The sequence below is a fragment of the Streptomyces sp. PR69 genome (assembly GCF_026420845.1).
Taxonomy (GTDB): Bacteria; Actinomycetota; Actinomycetes; order Streptomycetales; family Streptomycetaceae; genus Streptomyces.
In genome coordinates this window covers 1-24,192 of the sequence record NZ_JAOWCB010000013.1, presented here as the reverse complement: position 1 = coordinate 24,192, position 24,192 = coordinate 1, and the positions used below count along the sequence as shown (strand labels likewise).

The window sequence follows — 24,192 nt, the reverse complement described above, 5'->3', positions numbered from 1 at the left end:
TCCGTCACGGCGGCCAGCCTATGCCGTGCTGACGTACCGCCGGTAACTTCGGCTGTCGTACCCCTACCGCTCGGTATGGCGCTGCTCTAGTCTCCTGGCCATGAATAGTGCCAGTGATTGCTGGCATCGTGGGCGTGCGCATGGGCGCGGGTATGGGGAGGCGGAATGAGTCAGCACGGGAGTGGGCGGTCGAGCGAACGGGAGCATGTGCGTGTCGCGGTGATCGGGTCGGGGTTCGGCGGGCTGGGCGCCGCGGTCCGGCTGCGCCGCGAAGGCATCACCGACTTCGTCGTACTGGAGCGCGCGGACTCCGTCGGCGGCACCTGGCGTGACAACAGCTACCCCGGCTGCGCCTGTGATGTGCCGTCGCATCTGTACTCCTTCTCCTTCGCGCCCAACCCGGACTGGCCCCGCACCTTCTCCGGCCAGGAGCACATCCGGGCCTATCTGGAGCACGTCACGGACACCTTCGGGCTGCGCCCGCATCTGCGGCTCGGCCACGAGGTGCTGATGATGCGCTGGGACGGGGACGCACTGCGCTGGGAGATCGAGACCTCGCGCGGGGAGCTGACGGCCGACGTCGTCGTCTCCGCCACCGGGCCGCTGTCGGACCCCAGACTCCCGGACGTCCCCGGCCTCGACGGCTTCCCCGGCAAGGTCTTCCACTCCGCCCGCTGGGACCATGACTACGACCTGAGCGGCAAGCGCGTCGCCGTGATCGGCACCGGCGCCTCCGCGATCCAGATCGTGCCGTCGATTCAGCCGCAGGCCGGGCGGCTGACCCTCTTTCAGCGCACCCCGGCCTGGGTGCTGCCCAAGCAGGACCGGGCGATCAGCCGCGCCGAGCGGGCGCTGCACCGGCAGCTGCCCTTCACCGCGGCCGCCCGGCGCGGACTGCTGTGGGGCATCCGCGAACTCCAGGTCCAGGCCTTCACCAAGCGGCCCAACCAGCTCGGCCTGATCGAGGCGCTCGCCAAGTCCCATCTCAACAGGGCGGTCAAGGACCCGGCCCTGCGGGCCAAGCTGACGCCGTCGTACCGCATCGGCTGCAAGCGCATCCTGCTCTCCAGCGACTACTACCCGGCGCTCACCCGCCCCAATGTGGATCTGGTGGCATCCGGCCTCGCCGAGGTGCGCGGCAGCACGCTCGTCGCCTCGGACGGCACACAGACGGAGGCGGACGCGATCGTCTTCTCCACCGGGTTCCATGTCACCGAACTGCCGATCGCGGAACGGGTCGTCGGCGCGGACGGGAACACGCTCGCGGAGGCGTGGAAGGACGGCATGGAATCGCTGCGCGGCGCGACCGCCGCCGGGTTCCCCAACTGGATGACCGTCATCGGCCCCAACACCGGCCTCGGCAACTCCTCCATGATCCTGATGATCGAGTCCCAGTTGAACTATCTGGCGGACTTCATGCGGCAGTTGACCGTCCTCGGCGGCCGCGCGGCGCTCGCCCCCCGCCCCTCCGCCGTGCACGCCTGGAACCGCACCGTCCAGCGGCGGATGGAACGCACCGTCTGGAACACCGGCTGCAAGAGCTGGTACCTGGACGCCAACGGCCGCAACACCACCCTCTGGCCGGGCACGACGACCGAGTTCCGCAACGCCACCCGGCGCGTGGACCTCACGGAGTACGAGGTGCTGCGCGCGCCGAAGCAATCCGACGAGGCCGGGCAGGCCGAGCAGGCCGGCGCCCGCGCGGTGGTCGCATGACCGCCGCACCGCCGCCGGAGTGCCGGGAGCTGACCGCCCGCTCCGCCGACGGGTCGCGGATACACGTCGAGGTGTACGGCCCCGAGGGCGCGCCGGCCGTCGTGCTGGCCCACGGCTGGACCTGCTCGACACGGTTCTGGGCCGCGCAGATACGGGACCTGGCCGCGGACGGCCGCCGGGTCATCGCCTACGACCAGCGGGGACACGGCCGTACGGCGCTGTCCGCCACCGGGACCGGGGTCCTCGCCGACGATCTGGAAGCCGTGCTGCGCACCACCCTCGCGCCCGGTGAGAAGGCCGTACTCGGCGGGCACTCCATGGGCGGCATGACGCTGATGGCCGCGGCCGGGCGGCCCGCCTTCGCCGAGCACGCCGCCGCGGTGCTCCTGTGCAGCACCGGCAGCTCGCGCCTCGTCGACGAGTCACGGGTGCTGCCGCTGCGGCCCGGACGGCTGCGGACCCGGCTCACCGGAGTCGTCCTCGGCGCGCGCGTCCCGATGGGCCCGGTCACCCCCGTCTCCCGGCGGATCCTCAAGTACGCCACCATGAGCCCCGGCTCCGCGCCGGAGCGGGTCGAGACGTGCGCCCGCATCGTGCACGCCTGCCCGCGCGCCACCCGTGTCGCCTGGTCCGCGGTGCTCGCCGGGCTCGACCTGGACGCGGGCGTACGGGAGCTGACCGCGCCCGCCGTGGTGGTCGCGGGCACGGCCGACCGGCTCACCCCGCCCGTCCACGCCCGGCGGCTGGCCGCCGCGCTGCCGCAGTGCCGGGAGCTGGTCGAGCTGACGGGAGTGGGCCATATGACTCCGGTGGAGGCCCCCGAGGTGATCACGAACAGGCTCCGTGATCTCGTCCGCGCGTATGTCACGCGCATCGATGTGTCCGGAGCGGAAGCAGCGGTAGCAGTGGAAGAAGCGGCAGAAACAGAGGGGGAGCGGGTCATATGAGCAGGGTGTCCCTGGAGGGTCAGGTCGCCGTCGTCACGGGCGCGGCACGGGGCGTGGGCGAGCTGCTGGCCCGCAAGCTCTCCGCGCGCGGCGCGACGGTGGCGCTCGTCGGTCTGGAGCCGGAGGAGCTCAAGAGGGTCTCGGAGCGGCTGCACACCGACAGCGAGCACTGGTTCGCGGACGTCACCGACCATGAGGCGATGGCGCGGGTCGCGGCAGAGGTCAAGGAACGCTTCGGCAAGGTCGACATCGTCGTGGCGAACGCGGGCGTCGCCGCGGGAGGGCCGTTCGCCGACTCCGACCCGGAGGCGTGGCGGCGGGTCATCGAGGTCAATCTGATCGGGAGCGCGGTCACGGCGCGCGCCTTCCTGCCCGCGCTGACGGCCAGCCGCGGCTACTTCCTGCAGATCGCCTCACTGGCGGCGATCACGCCCGCGCCGATGATGACCGCGTACTGCGCCTCCAAGTCGGGCGTCGAGGCGTTCGCGCACAGCCTGCGCGCGGAGGCCGGCTACAAGGGCGTCCGCGTCGGGGTCGGCTATCTGTCCTGGACCGACACCGACATGGTGCGCGGCGCGGACCAGAACGAGGTGATGCGCGAACTGCGGCAGCGGCTGCCGTGGCCGGCGAACCGCACCTATCCCCTGGGCCCGGCCGTCGACCGGCTCGTCGCCGGGATCGAGCGCCGCTCCGCGCATGTGTACGGGCAGGGGTGGCTGCGCGGTATGCAGTCCCTGCGCGGATATCTGCCCACGCTCGTGGGTCTGGCCGGCCAGCGCGAGATGCGGCGCGTCGAGCCGCGGCTGGGGGCGGTGCGGACCGGGCTCGTGGGAGCGGGCGGCGCGGCGGACGAGGCGGCCCGGGGGGCCGCGCAAGGCGCCCGTACCCTCCGCGAATGATCGAAATGCGGGGTATGCCGGCACATGCCAGGCTGGTCCCGCCACGGGGTGATACGCCCTGCGGCTTCCCCCCACTCGTGTAGGAAGTGAACCCCCATGGGCATGAAGGACCAGCCCGAGCCCCAGCCCCGGACCCGCGGCAAGGAGCAGGCACAAGAGCCGAAGCCGGCCGAACGCGGCTCGCGGAAGGCGAAGGGCGGCGCGCGGGAGCAGGAACAGCAGCGGCAGAGGAAGCCGCAGCAGACGGAGAACGATGAGACGCGGCGGGCGATGCAGGAGGAGCTGGACCGGCTGAACATGGACTACGACGCCTGACGCGGGTGTCGGCGGGGGCGTGGGCCCCGCCTCCCGTAACTCCCGGGGCTCCGCGCCCCCAGGCCCCCGCTCCTCAGTCGCCGGAGGGGCCCCAATGGGGCCCCTCCGGCGACTGAGGAGCTAGCGCTCGCGGCCCGGGAGCTTCGGGCGGCGGCGGTCCGGCAGCGCGTCATAGCCCGGCGGCTCGGCCGCGGGGCGCTCCGCCAGCAGGCCGAGCGCGATCCGCACCGCCTCGTCCAGGACCGGATACCGGCCCTCCGCCCAGTCCAGCGGCGTCCTCAGCGCCTCGACGTCCGGCTCCACGCCCCGGTTCTCGACCGACCACCCGTACGCGTCGAACCACGCCGCGTTCATCGGCACCGTGATCACCGTCCCGTCCCCCAGCCGGTGCCGCCCCGTCATCCCCACCACCCCGCCCCAGGTGCGGCTGCCCACCACCGGCCCCAGGCCCAGCAGCTTGAAGGCGGCCGTGATCATGTCGCCGTCGGAGGACGTGGCCTCGTCGGCGAGGGCGACCACCGGTCCGCGCGGTGCGTTCGAGGTGTATGAGACGGGCTGGGCGTCGCGGGTGAGGTCCCAGCCGAGGATCTTCCGGGTGAGCTTCTCGATGACCAGCTCGCTGATGTGCCCGCCCGCATTGCCGCGGACGTCCACGATGAGCGCGGGCCGGGAGACCTCCAGCCGCAGATCGCGATTGAACTGCGCCCACCCCGAGCCGCCCATGTCGGGGATGTGCAGATAGCCGCACTTGCCGCCGCTCAGCTCCCGCACCACGGCGCGCCGCTTGGCCACCCAGTCCTGGTACCGCAGCGGCCGTTCGTCCACCAGCGGCACCACCGCCACCCGCCGGGCGCGCCCCACGCGCTCCCCGCGCCCCCCGCTCTCAGCGGCAGCCGCGGCCTCCCCGCCCTCCGTGCCAGCCCCGCGCTCCGAACCAGCCCCGCCCTCCGCGGCTTCCCCGTCCTGCGCCGCCTGGAAGGTGAGTTCCACGGTCGTGCCGCCCGCGCCCGCCAGCAGCGGATACGGGCCGGTCACCGGATCGACCGGACGGCCGTCCACATGGGTGAGGACCGCGCCCTCCCGCACCCCCATGCCCGCCAGCGGCGACCGCGCCTTGGAGTCGGAGGACTCGCCGGGCAGAATCCGCTTGACCGTCCACCGGCCGTCCCGGCACACCAGGTTCGTGCCCAGCAGCCCAATCGCCCGCTGGTAGTGCGGCGGCCCCTCGTTGCGCCGCGCGGGAGTGACGTACGCGTGCGAGGTGCCCAGCTCGCCCAGCACTTCGCGGAGCAGATCCGCGAACTCGTCAGGTGAGGCGACCCGTTCGACCAGCGGCCGGTACTGGTCGAGGATCTCGTCCCAGTCGATCCCGCACATCCCCGGGTCCCAGAAGTACGCGCGGATGACCCGCCCCGCCTCCTCGTACGCCTGTCGCCACTCGGCCCCCGGATCCACCTCGTGCATGATCCGCCGCAGGTCCAGATAGACGGTGGAGTCCGCGTCGCCCAGCTCCGTCGCCGGAACGGCCCGCAGATCGCCTTCGTCCACGACGACCAGCCGCGTCCCGTCGCCGCTGACGGCGAACGAGTCGAGATGCCCGACGAGTTCGGTGCGCCGCGCCTTGCTGATGTCGAAGTGCTCCAGGGTGGGGCGGCCGGAGGTGTCCGCCGGATTGACGAAGGTCTCGCCCAGCGCGCCGGAGATCGGCCAGCGCAGCCAGACGAGGCCGCCCCCGGCCACCGGCCGCAGCGACGAGTATTTGGAGGCGGCCACCGGAAACGGCGTCACCCGGCTCTCCAGCCCCTCGGTTTCCACCGTCACCGTCCCCTCGCCCGGCGCGCCCAGCGGATCGAGGCCGCCGGCCGCAGGCCGCCCTTCCGGCGAGAGCGCGAACGGCGAGGGCGTCGCCGACGACAGCGGCACCAGATACGGGCGGCAGCCGAGCGGGAAGGACAGATCGCCGGTGTGCACGTCGTACACCGGGTCGAAGCCGCGCCAGGACAGAAACGCCAGATACCGCCCGTCGCGCGTGAAGACCGGGTTCTCGTCCTCGAAGCGGCCGTTCGTGACGTCCACGATCGTACGGTCGGCGATCCGGGCCAGCTTGATCTGGCGCAGCGAGCGTCCGACGCCCGGCTGCGACCAGGCCAGCCAGCCCCCGTCCGGCGAGAACGCCAGATCCCGCACCGGCCCGTTGACGGACCGGATCAGCTCCGTCACCTCCCCGGCGGAGTCCTCCGCGGCGTCGAGAAGCAGCAGCCGGCCGTCATGCGAGGCGATCGCCAGCCGCTCCCCGTCCGGGTCGGCCACCAGCTCCCGCACCCGGCCCAGCTCCCCGGAGGCCAGCCGCCGCGGCGGCCGGTGCCCGCTGGCCCGCGGCAGATAGGCGATCTCGATGGCGTCCTCGCCCTCCGCGTCCGTCACATAGGCCACCTGCCCGCCGGCGCCCAGCATTTCCGGCAGCCGGACCCGCACCCCCGGTGTGTCGGCGATGGTGCGGGAGGGGCCGTCGCGATGGGTGAGCCAGTACAGGCTGCCGCGTACGCAGACGGCGCTGGCGCGTCCGGTCGTGTCGACGGAGAGGGCGTTCACATGGCCGGCGGCGGGCACCTGGTAGCGGCGGCGTCCGGCGCGCGGCCCGCCGAGCCGCACCTCAAGCTTGCGCGGGGCGGCGTCCGGGACGGTCAGATCGTCCACCAGCCACAGATCGCCCGCGCACTGGTACACGACCCTGCGACCGTCGCTTGAGGCATGGCGGGCATAGAAGGCGTCATGGTCGGTGTGGCGTCGCAGATCGCTGCCGTCGGGGAGGCAGGAGTAGAGGTTGCCGACGCCCTCGTGGTCGGAGAGGAACGCGATCCGCAGCCCGGCCCGCGCGCCGGAGACGAACATCGCGCAGTCCAGATGGCCGTCCAGATCCGGCAGCAGCCGCTCTCCGTGCAGCCACAGCCGGCCCGTCGCCCCGCCCCGGTATCGCTTCCAGGAGGCCGGTTCGTGCGGCGGCTTCCCGGTCAGCAGCAGGGTCTTGCGTACGCCGTCGACGTCGGCCACCGCGATGTCGGAGCACGGCCCCCACGGCAGCTGTCCGCCGGGCGAGCCGTCCAGCGGGACGGTGTACGCCCAGGAGAAGTACGAGAACGGCTGGCCGTGCGAGGAGACGGCGAGGACATGGCCGTCGGGGGTCCAGCCGCACACCCGGGTGTCCGTCGAGCCCCAGTAGCTCAGCCGCCGCGCCGGGCCGCCGTCGACCGGCGCGAGATGCACCTCGGGGTCGAGGCTGCGCCAGGTGGTGAAGGCGATATGGCGGCCGTCGGGGGAGAAGCGGGGATGGCCGATCCGCGTCCGGTCGACGGTGAGCCGCCAGGCGCGGCCGGGAGTTGTGCCCTCGGCCGCCAGGGGAGCGATCCAGAGGTCGTCCTCGGCTGCGAAGCACAGCATGTCGCCGTGCAGATGCGGAAAGCGGAGATACGCGACGTCATGGCTCACTCGTCAATGCTTTCCACGCCCGCGGGGCACGGCAACTCGGGCACGTCCACCCGCCGTGCCCCTGATCTGGTGACCGACGCCACAAGCGAAACGATTTCGTTTCGCGGGTGCCCCCGGAGTACAGTTGCCGGTGTACGAAACCGTTTCGTTCGGTGCTGTTTCGTTTGTCAACCGCGGCACACAGGCAGGAGAGGAGGGGCCGATATGACCGCCAGAAGCCGGCTCACTCCCGAACGCGAGGCAGAGCTGTACGAGGCTGTGCTCGATCTGCTCCGCGAAGTGGGGTACGACGCGCTGACGATGGACGCCGTCGCGGCCCGTACCCGCTCCAGCAAGGCCACGCTCTACCGCCAGTGGCGGAGCAAGCCGGAGCTGGTCGCCACGGCGCTGCGGCACAACAAGCCGGTGAACATGCACGACATCGACACCGGCACCCTGCGCGGCGACTTCCGTGCGATGCTCGCCCGCACCGACGACTGCCAGCTGGAGAAGGACTCCGCGCTGATGCGGGGTCTGGCCCAGGCCATCCACCAGAATCCCGACCTCCACAAGGCCCTGCGGGAGTTGCTGATCGCGCCCGAGATCACCGGACTCGACGCGATGCTCAGACGGGCCGTGGAGCGGGGCGAGGTCCGCGCGGACAACCGGGCCCTGGATTTCGTGCCGCACATGCTCGTCGGCGCGTTCATCGCCCGGCAGCTCATCGAAGACCGCAACCCCGACCAAGCATTCGTCAGCGACTATCTGGACGCCGTGGTCCTCCCCGCCCTCGGCGCGTGACCCCGCACCATCCGCCTCACCCGCACCTCCCCGTACACGCACAGCACCTGACGCGCGCCGCTCTCGTCGTCGGGCCGGCTCCCCATGTCCTTGTTCGTCTCACACCCGGGAGTAAGCCCTCGTGGCCACGTTCCTCTACAGACTCGGACGGACCGCCTTCCGGCGGCGCCGACTCGTCGCCCTGCTGTGGGTGGCGCTCCTCGTACTCGCCGGAGTCGGCGCGGCCACCGCGCCCACCGCGACCTCGGCCTCCTTCTCGATACCCGGCACGGAGGCCCAAAAGGCCTTCGACCTGCTGGAAGAGCGTTTCCCGGCCGCAAGCGCCGACGGCGCGACCGCACGGGTCGTCTTCAAGGCCCCCGACGGCGAGAAGATGACGGAACCCGGCCACAAGGCCGAGGTGAACAAGGCGGTCGAGGAGCTGAAGTCCGGCTCCGACCAGATCGCCTCCGTCGCCGACCCGTACGCCGCCAAGGCCGTCTCACAGGACGGTTCCACGGCCTATGTGTCGGTCACCTACAAGGTCAACTCGATGGAGCTGACCGACGATACGCGCGAGGCCCTCAAGGAGACCGGCGCCGAGGCGCGTGACGCCGGGCTGACCGTGGAGATCGGCGGCGATGCGCTGCAGACCGTCCCGGAGAACGGGGCGGGCGAGATCATCGGTGTGCTGGTGGCGGCGGTCGTCCTCGTCATCACCTTCGGCTCGCTGGTCGCGGCCGGTCTGCCGCTGCTCACCGCGATCATCGGCGTGGGCATCGGCGTCTCCACGATCACGGCGCTGGCGAGCGTCCTCGACCTGGGCTCCACCACCTCGACGCTCGCGATGATGATCGGCCTGGCGGTCGGCATCGACTACGCCCTCTTCATCGTCTCCCGCTACCGCGCCGAGCTGGCCGAGGGCCGGGAGCGGGAGGAGGCGGCGGGCCGGGCGGTCGGCACCGCGGGCTCCGCGGTCGTCTTCGCCGGGCTGACCGTCGTCATCGCCCTGGTCGGCCTCGCGGTCGTCAATATCCCGATGCTCACCAAGATGGGTGTGGCGGCGGCCGGCACGGTCGTGATCGCCGTGCTGATCGCGCTCACCCTCATCCCGGCGCTGCTCGGCTTCGCGGGCAAGCGCGTCGTGGGGCGCAAGGCCCGCAAGGCGGCGGAGGCGGCGCAGGCCGCGCAGGCGGGGGACAAGCCCTCGCTTCAGAAGGCCTCTCCGGAGCCGGCAGGGAAGCCGAATCTAGGCACCCGCTGGGCCCGGTTCGTGCTGCGCCGTCCGGTCGCCGTGCTGCTGGTGGCCGTCGTCGGCCTCGGCGCGGCCGCCGTGCCGGTCTCCTCGCTGGAGATGGGCCTGCCCGACGACGGCTCGCAGCCGACCAGCACCACCCAGCGCCGGGCGTACGACCTGCTGTCCGAGGGCTTCGGCCCCGGCTTCAACGGTCCGCTGATGGTTGTCGTCGACGGTGACCAGGCCGCGGCCGACCGCACCGCCGAGGAGATCCGGAAGCTGGACGGCGTCGCCGCCGTCACCCCGCCGACGCCGAACGAGGCCGGTGACACCGCGATGATCACGGTCGTGCCCAAGGACCGGCCGTCGTCCGCCCAGACCGAGGAGCTCGTCCACTCCATCCGGGACGCCAACGGCGACGATGTGCTGGTCACCGGCGCCACCGCGATGAACATCGACTTCTCGCAGAAGATGAACGACGCGCTCATGCCCTATCTGGCGCTCGTCGTCGGACTCGCCTTCCTCCTTCTGACGGTCGTCTTCCGCTCGGTGCTGGTGCCCCTCAAGGCGGCGCTCGGCTTCCTGCTCTCCGTCGTCGCGGCGCTGGGCGCGGTCGTCGCCGTCTTCCAGTGGGGCTGGCTCGGCTCGCTGTTCGGCGTGGAGCAGACCGGCCCGATCATGTCGATGATGCCGATCTTCATGGTGGGCGTCGTCTTCGGTCTGGCCATGGACTACGAGGTCTTTCTGGTCACCCGGATGCGGGAGGCGTATGTCCACGGGCAGGGGCCCGGCGAGGCGGTCGTCACCGGCTTCAAGCACGGGGCGCGGGTGGTCAGCGCCGCGGCCGTCATCATGATCTCCGTCTTCGCGGGCTTCATCGGCTCCAGCGAGCAGATGGTGAAGATGATCGGCTTTGGACTCGCGATCGCGGTCGTCTTCGACGCGTTCATCGTGCGGATGGCGATTGTGCCCGCGGTGCTGGCGCTGCTGGGCCACAAGGCGTGGTGGCTGCCGCGCTGGCTGGACCGGGCGCTGCCCAATGTGGACGTCGAGGGCGAGAAGCTGCACAAGGAGCTGGCGGACTCCGGCCGTCAGCAGGACGACCCGGACGAGGAGCGCGAGCTGGCACGGGTCTGAGCCCGACGGTCCCGCGCCCGGCGGCCGGGTCCGTCACCCTCGGGTGGCGGGCCCGGCCGCCTCGCGCGTATGGCGCAGAAAGCGCTTCAGCTCCGAGGAGTCGAACTGCACCACCGCTACTCCGTCCGGGGTGTGGAACTCGACCACGGTCTGCACCCGGCCGCACGGCCAGACCTCGACGTCGCCGCTGCGGGCCGGCCCGCGGAGCCCCTGCTCCAGCACATCGCGCGGGAACTCCCAGGCGCGGCCGGAGGGGAAGGAGAAGCGCACCTCGGACGGGTGGCCGGCCGGGTCGTAGCCGAGGGTGACGCGTACCGAGCGGTGCTGGGGAGCGTCGGTGACGATCCGGGCCCTGGCGTGTTCTTCGACGGTGGGGGACATGGATCAGCTCCTCACGCTCACCTTGCTCATCCCCAGTGTTCCCCGTTTCGACGCCTCTGCTCCTGGGCTGAACGGCTGCCTTCCCGGTCCGGACGGCCCGGCCCCCGGCCCGGAGGGTCCGTCTTCCGGCCCGGACGGCTCGGCTGAGGGCCTATTCGTAACCACTCCGCTATTGCAAACCGTTTGCAGGTGGCCTCATCATCGAACGGTTCGCCCGGCCGCCTGTCCCACCACAGCGGAGCCCGCCATGCATGTACCCGACGGATTCATCAACGCCCCCGTGTCCGCGGCCGCCGGAGTCGTCGCCGCCGGCGCGGTGGCGGTCAGCCTGCGCGGCGCCCGCCGTGAGCTGGGCGGCGCCGACGACCGGCTCGCCCCGCTCGCCGGCCTCGTCGCCGCGTTCATCTTCGCCGTGCAGATGCTGAACTTCCCCGTCGCGGCCGGCACCAGCGGCCATCTGCTCGGCGGGGCGCTCGCCGCGATCCTCGTCGGGCCGTATACGGGCGTGCTGTGCCTCGCCGTCGTCCTGCTGATGCAGGGCCTCCTCTTCGCGGACGGCGGGCTGACCGCCCTCGGCGTGAACATCACCGTCATGGGCGTGGTCACGGTCGTCGTGGCGTACGGGCTCTTCCGCGCGCTGGTCAGGGTCCTGCCGCGCACCCGCCGCTCGGTGACCGCCGCCTCCTTCGCCGCCGCCCTGGTGTCCGTACCGGCCTCCGCCGCGGCGTTCACCCTGCTGTACGCGATCGGCGGGGTCACCGAGGTGCCGATCGGCTCCGTGCTGACCGCGATGGTCGGGGTCCATGTGCTGATCGGCATCGGCGAAGCCCTGATCACCATGGCCACGGTCGGCGCGGTGCTCGCGGTGCGGCCCGACCTGGTGTACGGGGCACGGGATCTGGCGGCCCCGCTGAAGCTGCGCGTGGGCGGCGAGCTGATCGACGCGGACGCGGACCGCGCGCGCCCGGCGTCCGGCGACCCGGCCGCCCCGGCCGGGCCTGGTGTCCGCCCCGGCTCAGCCGCGGACGGCGCAGACGCCGCCGCGGGCACGGCCCATGGGGCCGGGACGGCGGCGCCCGCCCCCGCACGGACCCGCGCCCGTACCCGTACGTTCTGGCTGTCGGGCCTCGCCGCCTCGCTCGTCCTCGCCGGGGTCGTCTCCTTCTACGCCTCCGGCGACCCCGACGGCCTGGAGAAGGTCGCCTCCGACAAGGGCTTCGACGCCTCGGTCGAGGAGCATGCCGCTGCGGACTCCCCGCTCGCCGACTACGGCGTCAAGGACATCGACGACGCCCGGCTCTCCGGCGCGCTCGCCGGAACCGTCGGCGTCGGCCTGACCGTCGCCGCCGGCACCGGGATCTTCTGGGCTGTGCGCCGTCGCCGCTCGGCCGAGGCCGGGCCCGCCGACGTCCGCGTACCGGAAGCGCGGTGACGTCCTGACATGGGCGCGGGCCACGCCCACAAGCTCTACCGGCACGGGCACTCGCCCGTGCACCGGCTGCCCGCGCACTGCAAGCTCGTCGCCGTCCTCTGCTTCGTCCTGGTCGTCGTCTCCACGCCGCGCGAGGCGGTGTGGGCGTTCGGGGCGTACGCGGCGCTGCTCGGCGCGGTCGCGGCCGCGGCCCGCATCCCGCCCGGCTTTCTGCTGCGCCGGATGCTGATCGAAATCCCGTTCGTCGCCTTCGCGCTGCTGATGCCGTTCGTCGTGCCGGGCGAACAGACGCAGACTCTGGGGACCTCGCTCAGCGTGCCCGGCCTGTGGGGCGCGTGGAACATCCTCGCCAAGGGCACCCTCGGCGTCGCCGCGTCCGTCGTCCTCGCCTCCACGACCGAACTGCGCGAGCTGCTGCTCGGCCTGCAGCGGCTGCGGCTGCCGCCGGCGCTCGTACAGATCGCCTCCTTCATGGTCCGCTACGGCGATGTGATCGCCGACGAGCTGCGCCGGATGTCGATCGCCCGCCGCTCGCGCGGGTTCGAGGCGCGCGGCGTACGGCACTGGGGCGTGCTCGCCAAGACGGCCGGCGCGCTCTTCATCCGCTCCTACGAACGCGGCGAGCGGGTGCATCTGGCGATGGTCAGCCGGGGCTACACCGGGACCATGCCGCTGACCGACGACACCGCCGTGAGCCGGGCCCAGTGGGCCGGGGCCGCGGCGCTTCCGCTGACCGCGCTCGCGGTCTGTCTGCTGGGCTGGACGACACTATGACAACCGCCGCCGCCGACTCACCGACCCCGCCGTCCCTTGAGGTCAAGGGGCTCGCCTACGCCTACCCCGACGGCCATCAGGCGCTGTTCGGCGTGGATCTGACCATCGGGCGCGGGGAGCGGGTCGCCCTGCTCGGCCCCAACGGCGCGGGCAAGACCACCCTCGTCCTGCACCTCAACGGCATCCTGGGCGGAGGCGTCGGCACGGTCACCGTCGCAGGGCTGCCCGTCGCCAAGGCCCATCTCGCCGAGATCCGCCGGCGCGTCGGGATCGTCTTCCAGGACCCGGACGACCAGCTCTTCATGCCGACCGTCCGGGAGGACGTGGCCTTCGGGCCCGCGACCGCCGGACTGCGCGGCGCGGCGCTGGACGAGCGCGTGACGACCGCGCTGCGCCGGGTCGGCATGGACGCGTACGCGGACCGGCCCCCGCACCATCTGTCGTTCGGACAGCGCCGCCGGGTCGCGGTGGCGACTGTGCTCGCCATGGAGCCGGAGATCCTCGTACTCGACGAGCCCTCCTCCAATCTCGACCCCGCCTCGCGCCGCGAACTCGCCGAGATCCTGCGGTCTCTGGACGTCACCGTGCTGATGGTCACCCACGATCTGCCGTACGCGCTTGAGCTGTGCCCGCGCGCGGCGATCCTCAGCGACGGCGTGATCGCGGCGGACGGCCGGACCGGGGAGCTGCTCGCCGACGAGGAGCTGATGCGCGCGCACCGGCTGGAGCTGCCGTTCGGCTTCGACCCGAGGACGGCCGTACGCTGAGCCCTCCGCTGAGCCCCCCGCGAGGGGCGGTCGGCGGCGGCATGCACCATGGTCTGATGAGCGGTACGGCAGCAGCTACGGACATCACGGATATATCGGACATACGCGGCAGCGTCGCGGACGGCTACGAGGCCGTCCGCGAGGCATTCCTCCGCAACTTCCTCCAGCGCGGCGAACGCGGCGCGGCCGTCGCCGTCTACCGGCACGGCCGCAAGGTCGTCGACCTGTGGGCCGGCACACGCGACGCCGACGGCGCCGAGCCGTGGACCGCCGACACCGCTCATATCGTCCACTCCGCCACCAAGGGCGTCGCCGCCGCCGTGCTCCTCCTGCTCCACCAGCGCGGCCAGATCGACCTGGACGCGCCGGTGGGCACGTACTGGCCGGAATTCAAGGCCGCGGGCAAGGAACGGGTCCTCGTCCGGCATCTGCTCACCCACCGCGCCGGACTGCCCGCCCTGGACCGCCCGCTCACCGTGGCCGAGGCGCTCGACGGAGAGAGCGGCCCGGCCGCGCTCGCCGCACAGCCGCCCGCCTGGGAGCCCGGCACGGCACACGGCTACCACGCCCACACCTTCAGCTGGCTGCTCGGGGAACTCGTGCGGCGGATCACCGGACGCACCCTGGGCGCCTGGGTCGCCGAGGAGATCGCCGACCCCCTCGGCCTCGATTTCTGGATCGGCCTGCCGGACGCCGAGGCGCACCGCGTCGGCCGCATCGGCCCCGTCGCCGAGCCCGCCGCCGCGGACGGCGGCGGACTGCGGCTGCGCCCCAAGCGCTCCGTCGCCGACGCCTACCGCGACCCCGGCTCCCTCACCCGGCGCGCCTTCGCCGCCGTCGAACCGCTCCCCGACGAGAACACCCCCGCCTACCGCGCCGCCGAACTCCCCGCCTCCAACGGCATCTCCACCGCCCGCGCCCTCGCCCACTTCTACGCCGCCACGATCGGCGAGGCGGACGGCGGACCCCGGCTGTTCGCCCCGGCGACCCTCGCCCTCGCCCGCGCGGAGGAATCCGCGGGACCGGACCGGGTGCTGGTCGTCCCCACCCGCTTCGGCCTCGGCTATATGCTCCACAGCCCGGCCTCCCCGCTGCTCGGCCCCGGTTCCTTCGGCCACCCCGGCCGCGGCGGCCCCCTCGGCTTCGCCGACCCCGAGTCCGGCATCGCCTTCGGCTACACAACCAACGGCATGCGCACGTCGGTCACGGCCGATCCCCGTGCGCAGGCGCTGATCAGGGCGGTACGGTCGGCCCTGTGAGACGTTTCGGCCGCGCCACGCTCCGCGTTGACGGCGGCCCGCCCGCCGTCAGCACGGGCTCCGCCGAGGCAGCCGCCGCGCCCCCGACCCCGCCGCCAGCACAAACGTCACACTGATCAGCAGCGCCCACGCCCCGAACTTCGCCGCCGACACCGGCTGCCAGCCGCCGAGCTGGTGCGGATAGCTCCACGCGCCCACGAACGTCGCGGCGTTCTCCGCCACCCACAGGAAGAACCCGATCAGCACGAACGACAGCGCCAGCGGCATCCGGTACTCCCGCGCCCCCACCGTGAACCGCACCCACGTCCCGGCGGCCGCGGCCAGCAGCAGCACGGCGAGCGCCCAGCGGACGTCCGGCAGCCAGTGATGCGTGAAGAAGTTCAGATACACGGCGGCGGCCAGCACCGTCATCACCCGCGGCCGGTACCCGTCGACCCGCAGCCCGAACAGCCGCCACGCCCGGCAGACGTAACTCCCCACGGCCGCATACAGAAACCCGCCGTACAGCGGCACCCCGGCGACCTTGGTCCACGCCTCCTCGGGATAACTCCACGACCCCATCTGCACCTTGACCAGCTCAAAGAGCAGTCCGATCAGATGGCACCCGCCGATGACGGCGAGATCGCGCGCCTCATCCCACCCGACCTTCCACGCCAGCACGCTCAGCCCGATCCCGTACACCAGGACAAGGTCGTAGCGCGCCACCGGCATCTCGGGCAGCATCCCGGACACGGCGATCCCCCCGACCAGCGCCACGGCAAACGCACAGCACCGCGCCTGCGTCCACCCGAAGCGCAACAGCTGCCGCATCCCGTACCAGACCGTCCCCATGCTGTGCAGGGACGCGCGACGGCCGGTCCGCGGTTCACTCCCCGTCTGCCGGGGGGCGCGGGTGCGGGGCCGTGCCGTCGCGGGGTGGTCAGCGGATGCCCAGCGCGACGAGCTGGGTGACCTCCTCCTCGGCGAAGTTGTCGTCGCTGACCAGGAGCAGGGTGCGTTCACCGTCCGGCAGGACCGGTCCCCAGGTCATGCCCTCCGTGTTGTCGACGGTGGACAGGCCCAGGTCGTCGAAGTCCACGACCAGTCTCTTGCTCATCGGCACGACGTCCCGCCCGGCCAGCGACTCCATGTCCTGCACCCGGGTCGCGCCGCGGGTGGTGGCCTCGAAGAGGCGGACCGTTCAACCGGCAAACCCCTTCTCCGGGATCGCCGCCGCTGGTTGCCATGGCCCGGTCTGTTCGCCTTTGAGGCAGCCGGCAGGCAGGCCCTCACGGCCATGAGGCTGTGAGGGCCTGCCCATGCCGGGCGGCGGTTGCTTCGCCGGCCGGGCGGGTGTGGGGCGGGTCAGCCGCGCAGGAAGCCGTCCCCGTGGGCGGAGATGTGGGCCTCAAGGGCGCTCAGCGCCTGCTGTGTGGCGTCCGTGGAGCCGCTGCCCCTGCGCTCCGCGTAGTAGGCGGCCCCGAGCTTCTTCAGCAGGTCGTTTCCGGCCCGCTGCGCCTGGACTTCGTCGACTTTCTGTTTGCCCTGGTTCAGGGCTTGTTGGGCTTGTTCCTTAGCCCGGTCCAAAAAACCTGCCACCTGTGGCCTCCTTGCAGTCGAGCCTTGTCGAAACCCTTTCACATGCGCGTTTGCGCACGGTAGGACGCGTCCATCGGCCAGGGTACGACGGTCCGCGTGACCGAAAAGAGACCTGACCGTACCTAGCGGTAACAAGCCATGGCGTGCGAGATTCCCGCATGCCACCGGCCGGCGGCCTCGTCATATCCGTATGCCTGACGTCAGAGGTGTCCTGTTCGCGACCTCTGGCGTGGTCGAACGATGGGGTTCTGCCGTGTCCGGATTTCGCACTGTCAGCAGATCGGTTTCGCGCCGGAGACGGGCCTGGGTCCGGGCGGTTCTCGCGGCCGGGGTGGGGCTCGCGGCCCTCGGTCAGGGTCTGGTGGGGGCGGCCGCGGCCAGCCCCGGCTATGGGCCCACCGCCGTCGTGTCGATGGGGGACAGCTATGTCTCCGGCGAGGCGGGCCGCTGGCAGGGCAACAGCCTGACCAACAGCGGCAGCCGGGACGGCACAGACCGGGCGTGGACCGGGAGCGGATACGACCCGAGTCTGGTGTACGGCGAGACCGCGGCCAACGGATGCCACCGCTCCGACTCCGCCGAGGTGCACGGCGTCGCGGGCGCGGCGGACACGGTCGTCAACATCGCCTGCTCGGGCGCGGCCACGCGCAATGTCTTCCGGGCGTCGAACGGCGGCCAGTGGTACAAGGGCGAGGCCCCGCAGGCCGATCAGCTCGCGGGCATCGCCGCCTCGTACGACGTCAGGACGATCGCGCTGTCCATCGGCGGCAATGACCTGGGCTTCGCCTCGATCATCGAGAAGTGCGCCAAGGACTACATCATCTGGTACTCGTACTGCCACGACGACCAGCAGGCCGTGGTCGACTCGAAGATCGACGCGGTGATGGCGGACGTCGGCAAGGCCGTCGACGAGATCCGGGCGGTGATGTCGGGCGCGGGCTACAGCTCCTCCGCGTACCGGATCGTCCTCCAGTCGTACCCGTCCCCGATCCCGCGCGGCGCGGAGAACCGCTACTCGGAGAGCGGCTGGTCCAGAGTCCACAGCGGCGGCTGCCCGTTCTGGGACAAGGACGCCGACTGGGCGCGCGACGGGCTCGTTCCGCAGCTCGCCGACCGGCTGAAGGCGGTGGCCGCGGCCAAGGGCGCGCAGTTCCTGGATCTGCGGGACATGCTCCAGGGGCGTGAGGTGTGCGCCGGGGCCAGCCGTCTGGTGAGCGCGAGCCAGCCGCCGTCGTCCGTCACCAGTGAATGGGCCCGGTGGATCGACAGCGACGAGACCCAGGGGCCCATCCAGGAGTCCATGCACCCCAACCACTACGGCCAGCTCGCCCAGCAGCGGTGCCTGGCGCTCATCCACGGCCAGGCGAACGGGGACTACGCCTGTCACAACACGACGGGTTACGGAGCCTCCGGGATGTATCTCACCGGGCTGTACTGAGCTGGCGTCAGCCGGAGCGCAGCATCAGGCCGATGCCCGCCGCCATCACGCCCGCCGCCGCGATCCGGTGGACCCCGAACCGCTCCTTGAAGAACACCGCCCCGATCGCCGCGCCGACGATGATGGAGCACTCGCGCAGGGCCGCGATCGGGGCCAGCGGGGCGCGCGTCTGGGCCCACAGCACCAGCCCGTACGCGGCGATCGCCAGGGCCGCGCAGAGAAGGCCGCGGCCCGCGTGCGGGCGCAGCAGGCGCGGGAGCGCGCCGCGGTGGACGAACACGGCGTACCCCGGGATCAGCGGGCCCTGCAGGACCATCAGCCAGGCGATGAACCCCAGCGGGGTGCCGGAGGCGCGCACCCCCACGCCGTCGACGACCGTGCACGCGGCGATCATCAGGCCGGTCGCCAGCGCGGCGAGTACGGCGGGGCCGTGCGGGCGGGCCGCGCCCGCACGGCCCCGGATGCCCCACAGCGCGAGGCCCACCAGACCGGCCGAGGCGACCGCGACGCCCGCCAGCTGCCAGCCGTGCAGCGTCTCGCCGACGAAGACCGCCGCGAGGACGGTGACGACCAGCGGGGCGGTGCCGCGGGCGATCGGATACATCTGCCCGAAGTCGCCGAGGCTGAACGACCGCATCAGCAGCGACTGATAGCCGACGTGCAGCAGCGCCGACGCGACCAGATACGGCCAGGAGGCGGCGGCCGGCAGCGGGGTGAAGCACGCGAGCACCAGCCCCAGCGCCGCCGCGCCGCCGGATATCAGCGTGAAGGCGACCAGTTGGTCCTTGATGTGGTGGGCGACGGCGTTCCACGCGGCGTGTGTGAACGCCGCGAGCAGCACCGCAGCCGCGACGAGGGGCGTCACGCCGTACGCTCGCGCACGTCCACGAGAGTCCCGCCCGCGTGGGCGATCAGCGTCTTGGGGTCGAGGGGGAACACGGTGTGCGGCGTTCCGGCCGCCGCCCACACCACCTCGTGGTCCAGCAGACGGCGGTCGGCCAGCACCCGGGTCCTGGTGCGGTGCCCGAAGGGCGGCACGCCCCCGATCGCGTACCCCGTGGCCTCCCGCACGAGCTCCGCGCCCGCCCGCCGCACCGAGTCCGCGCCGAGCTCCCGCCGCACCAGCTCGACGTCCACCCGTGACGCCCCGTCCATCAGCACCAGCACCGGTGCGCCGTCCGCCTCGAAGATCAGCGACTTGACGATCTCGCCGACCGTGCAGCCGATGGCCGCCGCGGCCTGTGCGGCGGTCCGGGTGGCGTCCGGGAAACGCCGTACCTCGACGACCAGGTTCAGCTCGCGCAGGGCGGCGGCGAACCGGGGGTGGGCATGGGGCAGGGGCTCCGCGTCGCTCATGGGCGCACGCTAGCGGTCGTTGCAGTGGGCACGCGACCCGCTTTCCCGCCGCCCGGGGGCCCGGGGCTGGTAGCCATACGGGTCGACCTGTATGGTTATGCCCATGGCAACCCCTGACGCACCGCGCGGACGCCCGCGCGACAGCCGCGCCCATCAAGCGATCCTGACCGCCACGGCCGATCTGCTGGCCGAGGCAGGCTATGCCGCGACCTCCATCGGCGCGGTGGCGGCCCGGGCCGGCGTCGGCAAGGACACCGTCTACCGCCGGTGGTCCGGCAAAGCGGAGCTGGTGTACGAGGCGGTGTTCACCCAGACGGAGACCGTCCCCGTGCCGGACACCGGCACGCTGAGGGGTGACCTCACCGTGCTTGTGGACGCCCTGGTCCAGGAGTTCACCGCTCCGGCCGCGGCAGCCGCCCTGCCCGGCCTGCTGGCCGACTTCGCCGCCCGACCCGAGCTGCGGGCCCGTATCCGCTCGCACTTCCTGGCCCCTGCCAAGGAGCGCCTGGTCGAGGTGTTCGAGCGGGCGGCGCAGCGCGGAGAGGCAGCCCCCGACCTCCCGGTCGACCTGGTGCTCGACACGCTCGCGGGGGCCGTCTTCTTCCACACCGGGCTCGTCGGCGAACCCGCCGGCCCGCAGCTCGCCGACCGACTGGCCGCCCTCGTCGGCCGGGGAATCGAGGCACGATGATGGTGACGAACGGCTGGTATCTGACCGCGGGCGTCATCGCCGCGGGAGTCGCGGCGGTGCACATCGTCGCAGGCGGACGTGACGTGGTCCGGCCGCTCCTGGCCGGCGCGATCAGCGCCGAGCCGCGCCGGACCCTGCACGCCGTTTGGCATATGGTCAGCGCCGACCTGGCGCTGGCCGCCGCCGCGCTGATCTGGCTGGCACTGTCGGACCGGCCCGGCGGCGACGCCATGGCCTGGCTGATAGCCGCTCACTTCGCCGTCTACGCGGCCGCCTTCCTGGCGGTGACGCTGGCGGCCGGCTGGTCGAAGCCGCTGCTGCGGCTGCCGCAGTGGATGCTGCTGCTGCCGGTGGCAGGGCTGACGGCGGCGGGCGCGGCCTGAATGCCCGGGCCGCGTCCCGCCGTCCCCCGGCGCCTCAGCGGGCGTTGAGCACGGAGGCCACCACCGGGCCCGCCGCGTCCCCGCCGTGCCCGCCGGCCTGGACGACCGCGGCGGCGGCGAGGTCGCCGGCGTACGCGGCAAACCAGCTGTTGGACGAGCCCTGTCCGTCAATCTCCGCGGAGCCGGTCTTCGCGCCCTTGTCGCCGGACACGCCGCTCATCGCTCCCTTGCCCGTCCCGGAGACGGCCGTGGCCTTCATCATCGTCCGCAGCGACTGCGCGATCGAGCCCGGCAGCGGCTGAGCGGTGGCGATGTCGCGGTTGTCGAGCGACTTCGGCACGATGACCGGCTGCTTGAACCAGCCGCTCTTCGCGGTCGCCGCGATGGACGCCACATTGAGGGCGTTCATCCGGATCTTGCCCTGGCCGATGTACGAGGCGGCTGTCTCGGCGCCCGCGGAGACCGGGACGTCGCCGTCGAAGGTGACGACTCCGGTGTTCCAGACCTCGCCGATGCCGAAGTACTTGCGCGCGGTCTCGCCCAGTGCGCTGTGGGCGCTCGCTCCGAGCGGCTTGATCGGCTTGATGAAGGTGCTGTTGCAGGACTGGGCGAAGGCGTTCCGAAAGGACGTCGTCGGGTACGCGAAGTCGTTCAGGTTATGAAAGACGACGCCTTCCCAGGACACCGTCGCCGGGCACTCCACCGTCGACCCCGGACCGTTCACCAGCCCCCGGTCCATCATCATCGCCGCGGTCACGATCTTCATCGTCGAGCCGGGGGCCTGTCCGCCCTGCAGCGCCGTGTTGAAGCCGTCCGGACTGCTGTTGGCGACGGCCCGTATCTCACCGGTGCTCGGTTTGACGGCCACGACCGACGCCCCGCCGTACCGCTTCACCGCCTGCTCCGCAGCCGCCTGCACCCCCGCGTCCAGCGTCGTCTGGAGCGTGCCCGCCCTGCCCTCCGTCAGCGTCAGCAGCGTCTGGTCGGCGGAGTTCGGATCGGACGACGTGACGGCCAGCTCGACGCCCGGCGTGCCGCCCGCCTGCTCCCCGTACTTCTTGCGGAGCTGGTCCAGGACCGGGCCCAGCGAGGGGTACTGCTCCTTCGTCAGCTCCACGCCCGCGTGGTCCACGGCCCTGATCGGCGGGGCCTTGGCCTCCGACGTCGTCAGCTGCGCGCCCTTGGCGAGCTTCGGGTGGATCACCGTCGGCTGCCAGTCGACCAGCGGCCTGCCGGTCGTCACCCCGCGCACCACGGTCAGTTCGGACGCGTACGACCAGGGCTTGCTCTTGCCGTCGTACGAAACGGTCGCCTCGACCGTGAACGGCACCTTCGCCCCGCTCGGCTTCCCCGGTGTGATCACGGCCTTGGAGACATGCGCCCGGTTCTGGTAGCCGGCCAGCAGCGGCTGGGCGTCCGCCGCGTTGTCAGTCAGCTGCGCGGCCTTCGCCGCCTCGCCGTCCGCCCAGGCCGCAAGGAAGTCCGCGGCGGTCTTCTCGATCTCGTCGGCCGTGGGCGGCCCGGACGCTCTGGGACCTGACTGGGACGTGGTCCTCGCCCCGTCGCTCCCGCCGTCGTTCGAACCGCCGTCCAGGAGTGTGGCGTACGCGCCGTATCCGACCCCCACGGTCGCGACCGCGAACACGCCCCCGATGATGGCGATTTTCGCTCCGTCACGCATCGCGCAGTTCCCCCTCCGCTTGAGCTTTTCTCAACCCCGTTGCATAACTTGAACACGTTCAAGCAAATGAACCCCGGGAACTCTACGGGACAGCAGGAAGGAATGAGACGGGTGTTACCGGACCGGGACCGGCGAGTGAGGCATCACACCCACGTATCGAGCCACATCCGGTTGCGCCATTCCTCTATCGGAATCGGCGTCCCCGTATACAGCGGCCAGAAGTAAATGAAGTTCCAGATGATCAGCAGCACCAGCACACCCGAGCCGATCGCCCCGATCGCCCGGCGGCGGTCGTCGGAGCCCGCCGGGCCCAGCAGGGCGCCGATCAGCATCGCGACCGCCAGACACAGGAAGGGCACGAACACCACGGCGTAGAAGAGGAAGATGGTGCGTTCCTGGTAGTGCAGCCAGGGCGCCCAGCCCGCCGCGATGGCGCAGGCGATCGCGCCCGCGCGCCAGTCGCGGCGGAACAGCCAGCGCCACAGGACGAAGCAGATCGCGAAGCACGCCGTCCACCACAGCAGCGGGGTGCCCAGCGCCAGCACCTCGCGGGCGCACTTGTCGGCAACGTCCGCAGGGCAGCCGTCCGTGCCCGCGACCGGGTCCTCGTAGAAGTAGGAGACGGGGCGGCCGAGCACCAGCCAGCTCCACGGGTTCGACTCGTACGTATGGCCCGAGGTGAGCCCGACATGGAAGTCGAAGACCTTGACCTCGTAGTGCCACAGGCTGCGCCACCAGTCCGGGAACAGCCAGCTCCAGCTGCTGTCCCTGCCTTCCGTGGCCGCCCAGTCGCGGTAGTACCCCCTGTCGGTGACGATCCAGCCGGTCCAGGAGGCGACATACGTGGCGATCGCGACCGGCACCGTGGCGAGGAACGCGGGGGTGAGGTCCTTGACCAGCACCGCTTTGTACGGCCGCACCGCACCCGCCGTGCGGCGCGCGCCGACGTCCCACAGGACGGACATCACACAGAACGCGGCCATGATGTAGAGGCCGTTCCACTTGGTGCCCGCCGCCAGGCCCAGCAGCACGCCCGCGGCCAGCCGCCACGGCCGCCAGCCCAGGCGCAGGCCCTGCGCCACCGAGGCGTCGGGGCGCAGCACCCCCTCCGCGTCCGCCGGCAGCGCCGCCGCCAGCCGGGCGCGGGCCCGGTCGCGGTCGATCAGCAGCGCGCCGAACGCCGCCAGCACGAAGAACATCAGCACCAGGTCGAGCAGCGCCGTGCGGCTCATCACAAAGTGCAGCCCGTCCACCGCCAGCAGCGCGCCCGCCAGACAGCCGAGGAAGGTGGAGCGGAACAGCCGGCGGCCGATGCGGCACAGCATCAGCACCGACAGGGTGCCGAGCAGCGCGACCATGAAACGCCAGCCGAACGGCGTGAAGCCGAAGAGCTGCTCCCCGATGCCAATGACCCATTTGCCGACCGGCGGATGCACCACATAGCCGGGGTCGGCCGGGATCTCCACGCTTGAGGGATCGCCGAGGATCGCCTTGTCGACGTCCTTCGGCCAGCTGCCCTCGTACCCCTGGTTGATCAGGGCCCAGGCGTCCTTGGCGTAGTACGTCTCGTCGAATATCACCGCCTTGGGGCTGCCCAGGTTCCAGAACCGCAGCAGCCCCGCGACCAGCGCCACCAGCAGCGGCCCGCCCCACGCGGACGCCCGCACCAGCCGGTCCGCGACCGCCGGGGGGATGCCGAACACCGGCCACAGCCGCTCGGACGGGCGGGCGTACGGGGGCGTCAGCCGTTCCCTGAGGCCGATCACGGGCCGGGGCGCGTAGCCGAATCGGCGCAGCCGCTGCTGCCAGCCGGGCGGCGGGGGCCCGGCGTCCATGCCCTTGAGGGTCGGTGGCGCGGTACTGGTCACCGCGCCATCGTAGGGAACGCGGCTGTGTGAGGAGCGCCGCGGCGGTGGCGCAGCCGCCCCGCGGTCGCCGCGGCCGCGCTGCGGCGGG

21 protein-coding genes and 1 pseudogene are annotated in these 24,192 nt (G+C 72.1%); 13 read left to right on the top strand and 9 right to left on the bottom strand.

Features of this window, described 5'->3' with window-relative positions:
• Nucleotides 1–165: 165 nt before the first annotated feature.
• The 4 genes from OF819_RS14860 to OF819_RS14845 all read left to right on the top strand — a co-directional run bounded on the left by OF819_RS14860 (nucleotide 166) and on the right by OF819_RS14845 (nucleotide 3,877).
• A complete protein-coding gene (locus OF819_RS14860) occupies nucleotides 166–1,716 on the top strand; it encodes a flavin-containing monooxygenase (protein WP_267243990.1) in 1,551 nt (516 codons plus the stop codon).
• On the top strand, nucleotides 1,713–2,663 hold the full coding sequence (locus tag OF819_RS14855; RefSeq protein ID WP_267243989.1) for an alpha/beta fold hydrolase: 951 nt from the start codon (nucleotides 1,713–1,715) through the stop codon (nucleotides 2,661–2,663). Before OF819_RS14860 ends, OF819_RS14855 begins: the two co-directional genes overlap by 4 nt.
• A complete protein-coding gene (locus OF819_RS14850; RefSeq protein WP_267243988.1) occupies nucleotides 2,660–3,562 on the top strand; it encodes an SDR family oxidoreductase in 903 nt (300 codons plus the stop codon). Before OF819_RS14855 ends, OF819_RS14850 begins: the two co-directional genes overlap by 4 nt.
• A 96-nt stretch (nucleotides 3,563–3,658) precedes the next feature.
• Nucleotides 3,659–3,877, top strand: a complete 219-nt coding sequence (locus OF819_RS14845) for a hypothetical protein (RefSeq protein ID WP_267243987.1) — start codon at nucleotides 3,659–3,661, stop codon at nucleotides 3,875–3,877.
• 120 nt (nucleotides 3,878–3,997) lie between these two features.
• Here the strand turns inward: OF819_RS14845 and OF819_RS14840 are convergent, their stop codons facing one another.
• Complete coding sequence (locus tag OF819_RS14840; RefSeq protein WP_267243986.1) at nucleotides 3,998–7,363, bottom strand: S41 family peptidase; 3,366 nt, start codon at nucleotides 7,361–7,363, stop codon at nucleotides 3,998–4,000.
• A 204-nt stretch (nucleotides 7,364–7,567) separates the two neighbouring features.
• On the opposite strand from OF819_RS14840, the gene OF819_RS14835 reads away from it, so the two are divergent.
• Both OF819_RS14835 and OF819_RS14830 read left to right on the top strand, forming a co-directional pair.
• Nucleotides 7,568–8,143, top strand: a complete 576-nt coding sequence (locus OF819_RS14835; RefSeq protein ID WP_267243985.1) for a TetR/AcrR family transcriptional regulator — start codon at nucleotides 7,568–7,570, stop codon at nucleotides 8,141–8,143.
• 121 nt (nucleotides 8,144–8,264) lie between these two features.
• Nucleotides 8,265–10,496 carry an MMPL family transporter gene (locus OF819_RS14830; RefSeq protein WP_267243984.1) on the top strand — a complete coding sequence of 744 codons (2,232 nt, stop codon included), beginning with the start codon at nucleotides 8,265–8,267 and terminating at the stop codon, nucleotides 10,494–10,496.
• A gap of 33 nt (nucleotides 10,497–10,529) precedes the next feature.
• On the opposite strand, the gene OF819_RS14825 is transcribed toward OF819_RS14830, so the two are convergent.
• The gene (locus OF819_RS14825; RefSeq protein WP_267243983.1) at nucleotides 10,530–10,877 is read right to left on the bottom strand and encodes an SsgA family sporulation/cell division regulator; all 348 of its coding nucleotides are present in this window, start codon (nucleotides 10,875–10,877) and stop codon (nucleotides 10,530–10,532) included.
• A gap of 247 nt (nucleotides 10,878–11,124) precedes the next feature.
• On the opposite strand from OF819_RS14825, the gene OF819_RS14820 reads away from it, so the two are divergent.
• The 4 genes from OF819_RS14820 to OF819_RS14805 are packed head-to-tail and all read left to right on the top strand — an operon-like array spanning nucleotide 11,125 to nucleotide 15,109.
• Nucleotides 11,125–12,309, top strand: coding sequence for an energy-coupling factor ABC transporter permease (locus OF819_RS14820; protein WP_267243982.1), 1,185 nt, complete (start codon nucleotides 11,125–11,127; stop codon nucleotides 12,307–12,309).
• A 9-nt stretch (nucleotides 12,310–12,318) separates the two neighbouring features.
• Nucleotides 12,319–13,083 carry a cobalt ECF transporter T component CbiQ gene (gene cbiQ / locus OF819_RS14815; protein WP_267243981.1) on the top strand — a complete coding sequence of 255 codons (765 nt, stop codon included), beginning with the start codon at nucleotides 12,319–12,321 and terminating at the stop codon, nucleotides 13,081–13,083.
• Nucleotides 13,080–13,850 carry an energy-coupling factor ABC transporter ATP-binding protein gene (locus tag OF819_RS14810; RefSeq protein WP_267243980.1) on the top strand — a complete coding sequence of 257 codons (771 nt, stop codon included), beginning with the start codon at nucleotides 13,080–13,082 and terminating at the stop codon, nucleotides 13,848–13,850. Before cbiQ ends, OF819_RS14810 begins: the two co-directional genes overlap by 4 nt.
• A 56-nt stretch (nucleotides 13,851–13,906) precedes the next feature.
• Complete coding sequence (locus OF819_RS14805; RefSeq protein WP_267243979.1) at nucleotides 13,907–15,109, top strand: serine hydrolase domain-containing protein; 1,203 nt, start codon at nucleotides 13,907–13,909, stop codon at nucleotides 15,107–15,109.
• Nucleotides 15,110–15,157: 48 nt separating this feature from the next.
• Here OF819_RS14805 and OF819_RS14800 read toward each other — a convergent pair whose 3' ends face one another.
• From OF819_RS14800 to OF819_RS14790, 3 genes and pseudogenes are all read right to left on the bottom strand, one after another.
• The gene (locus OF819_RS14800; RefSeq protein WP_267243978.1) at nucleotides 15,158–15,940 is read right to left on the bottom strand and encodes a DUF817 domain-containing protein; all 783 of its coding nucleotides are present in this window, start codon (nucleotides 15,938–15,940) and stop codon (nucleotides 15,158–15,160) included.
• A gap of 88 nt (nucleotides 15,941–16,028) precedes the next feature.
• Nucleotides 16,029–16,277: pseudogene (locus OF819_RS14795) on the bottom strand (esterase-like activity of phytase family protein); the annotation flags it as partial.
• Nucleotides 16,278–16,453: 176 nt separating this feature from the next.
• Entirely contained in the window at nucleotides 16,454–16,687 is a 234-nt protein-coding gene (locus tag OF819_RS14790; RefSeq protein ID WP_267243977.1) for a hypothetical protein, read from the bottom strand.
• Between the two features lie 331 nt (nucleotides 16,688–17,018).
• On the opposite strand from OF819_RS14790, the gene OF819_RS14785 reads away from it, so the two are divergent.
• On the top strand, nucleotides 17,019–18,125 hold the full coding sequence (locus tag OF819_RS14785; RefSeq protein WP_267243976.1) for a GDSL-type esterase/lipase family protein: 1,107 nt from the start codon (nucleotides 17,019–17,021) through the stop codon (nucleotides 18,123–18,125).
• Nucleotides 18,126–18,132: 7 nt separating this feature from the next.
• Here OF819_RS14785 and OF819_RS14780 read toward each other — a convergent pair whose 3' ends face one another.
• Both OF819_RS14780 and OF819_RS14775 read right to left on the bottom strand, forming a co-directional pair.
• On the bottom strand, nucleotides 18,133–18,990 hold the full coding sequence (locus tag OF819_RS14780) for a DMT family transporter (RefSeq protein WP_267243975.1): 858 nt from the start codon (nucleotides 18,988–18,990) through the stop codon (nucleotides 18,133–18,135).
• A complete protein-coding gene (locus tag OF819_RS14775) occupies nucleotides 18,987–19,481 on the bottom strand; it encodes a YbaK/EbsC family protein (RefSeq protein WP_267243974.1) in 495 nt (164 codons plus the stop codon). The genes OF819_RS14780 and OF819_RS14775 overlap by 4 nt, the downstream gene beginning before the upstream one ends.
• A 103-nt stretch (nucleotides 19,482–19,584) precedes the next feature.
• Between OF819_RS14775 and OF819_RS14770 the strand changes: the two genes are divergently transcribed.
• Together OF819_RS14770 and OF819_RS14765 are read left to right on the top strand one after the other, a co-directional pair.
• Complete coding sequence (locus tag OF819_RS14770) at nucleotides 19,585–20,172, top strand: TetR/AcrR family transcriptional regulator (protein ID WP_267243973.1); 588 nt, start codon at nucleotides 19,585–19,587, stop codon at nucleotides 20,170–20,172.
• Entirely contained in the window at nucleotides 20,169–20,555 is a 387-nt protein-coding gene (locus OF819_RS14765) for a hypothetical protein (protein WP_267243972.1), read from the top strand. The genes OF819_RS14770 and OF819_RS14765 overlap by 4 nt, the downstream gene beginning before the upstream one ends.
• Before the next feature lie 34 nt (nucleotides 20,556–20,589).
• Here OF819_RS14765 and OF819_RS14760 read toward each other — a convergent pair whose 3' ends face one another.
• Nucleotides 20,590–22,236: a penicillin-binding transpeptidase domain-containing protein gene (locus OF819_RS14760; RefSeq protein ID WP_267243971.1), complete on the bottom strand. Its 1,647-nt coding sequence runs from the start codon at nucleotides 22,234–22,236 to the stop codon at nucleotides 20,590–20,592.
• Nucleotides 22,237–22,379: 143 nt separating this feature from the next.
• Nucleotides 22,380–24,104, bottom strand: a complete 1,725-nt coding sequence (locus OF819_RS14755) for a dolichyl-phosphate-mannose--protein mannosyltransferase (RefSeq protein ID WP_267243970.1) — start codon at nucleotides 24,102–24,104, stop codon at nucleotides 22,380–22,382.
• Between the last annotated feature and the right edge of the window lie 88 nt (nucleotides 24,105–24,192).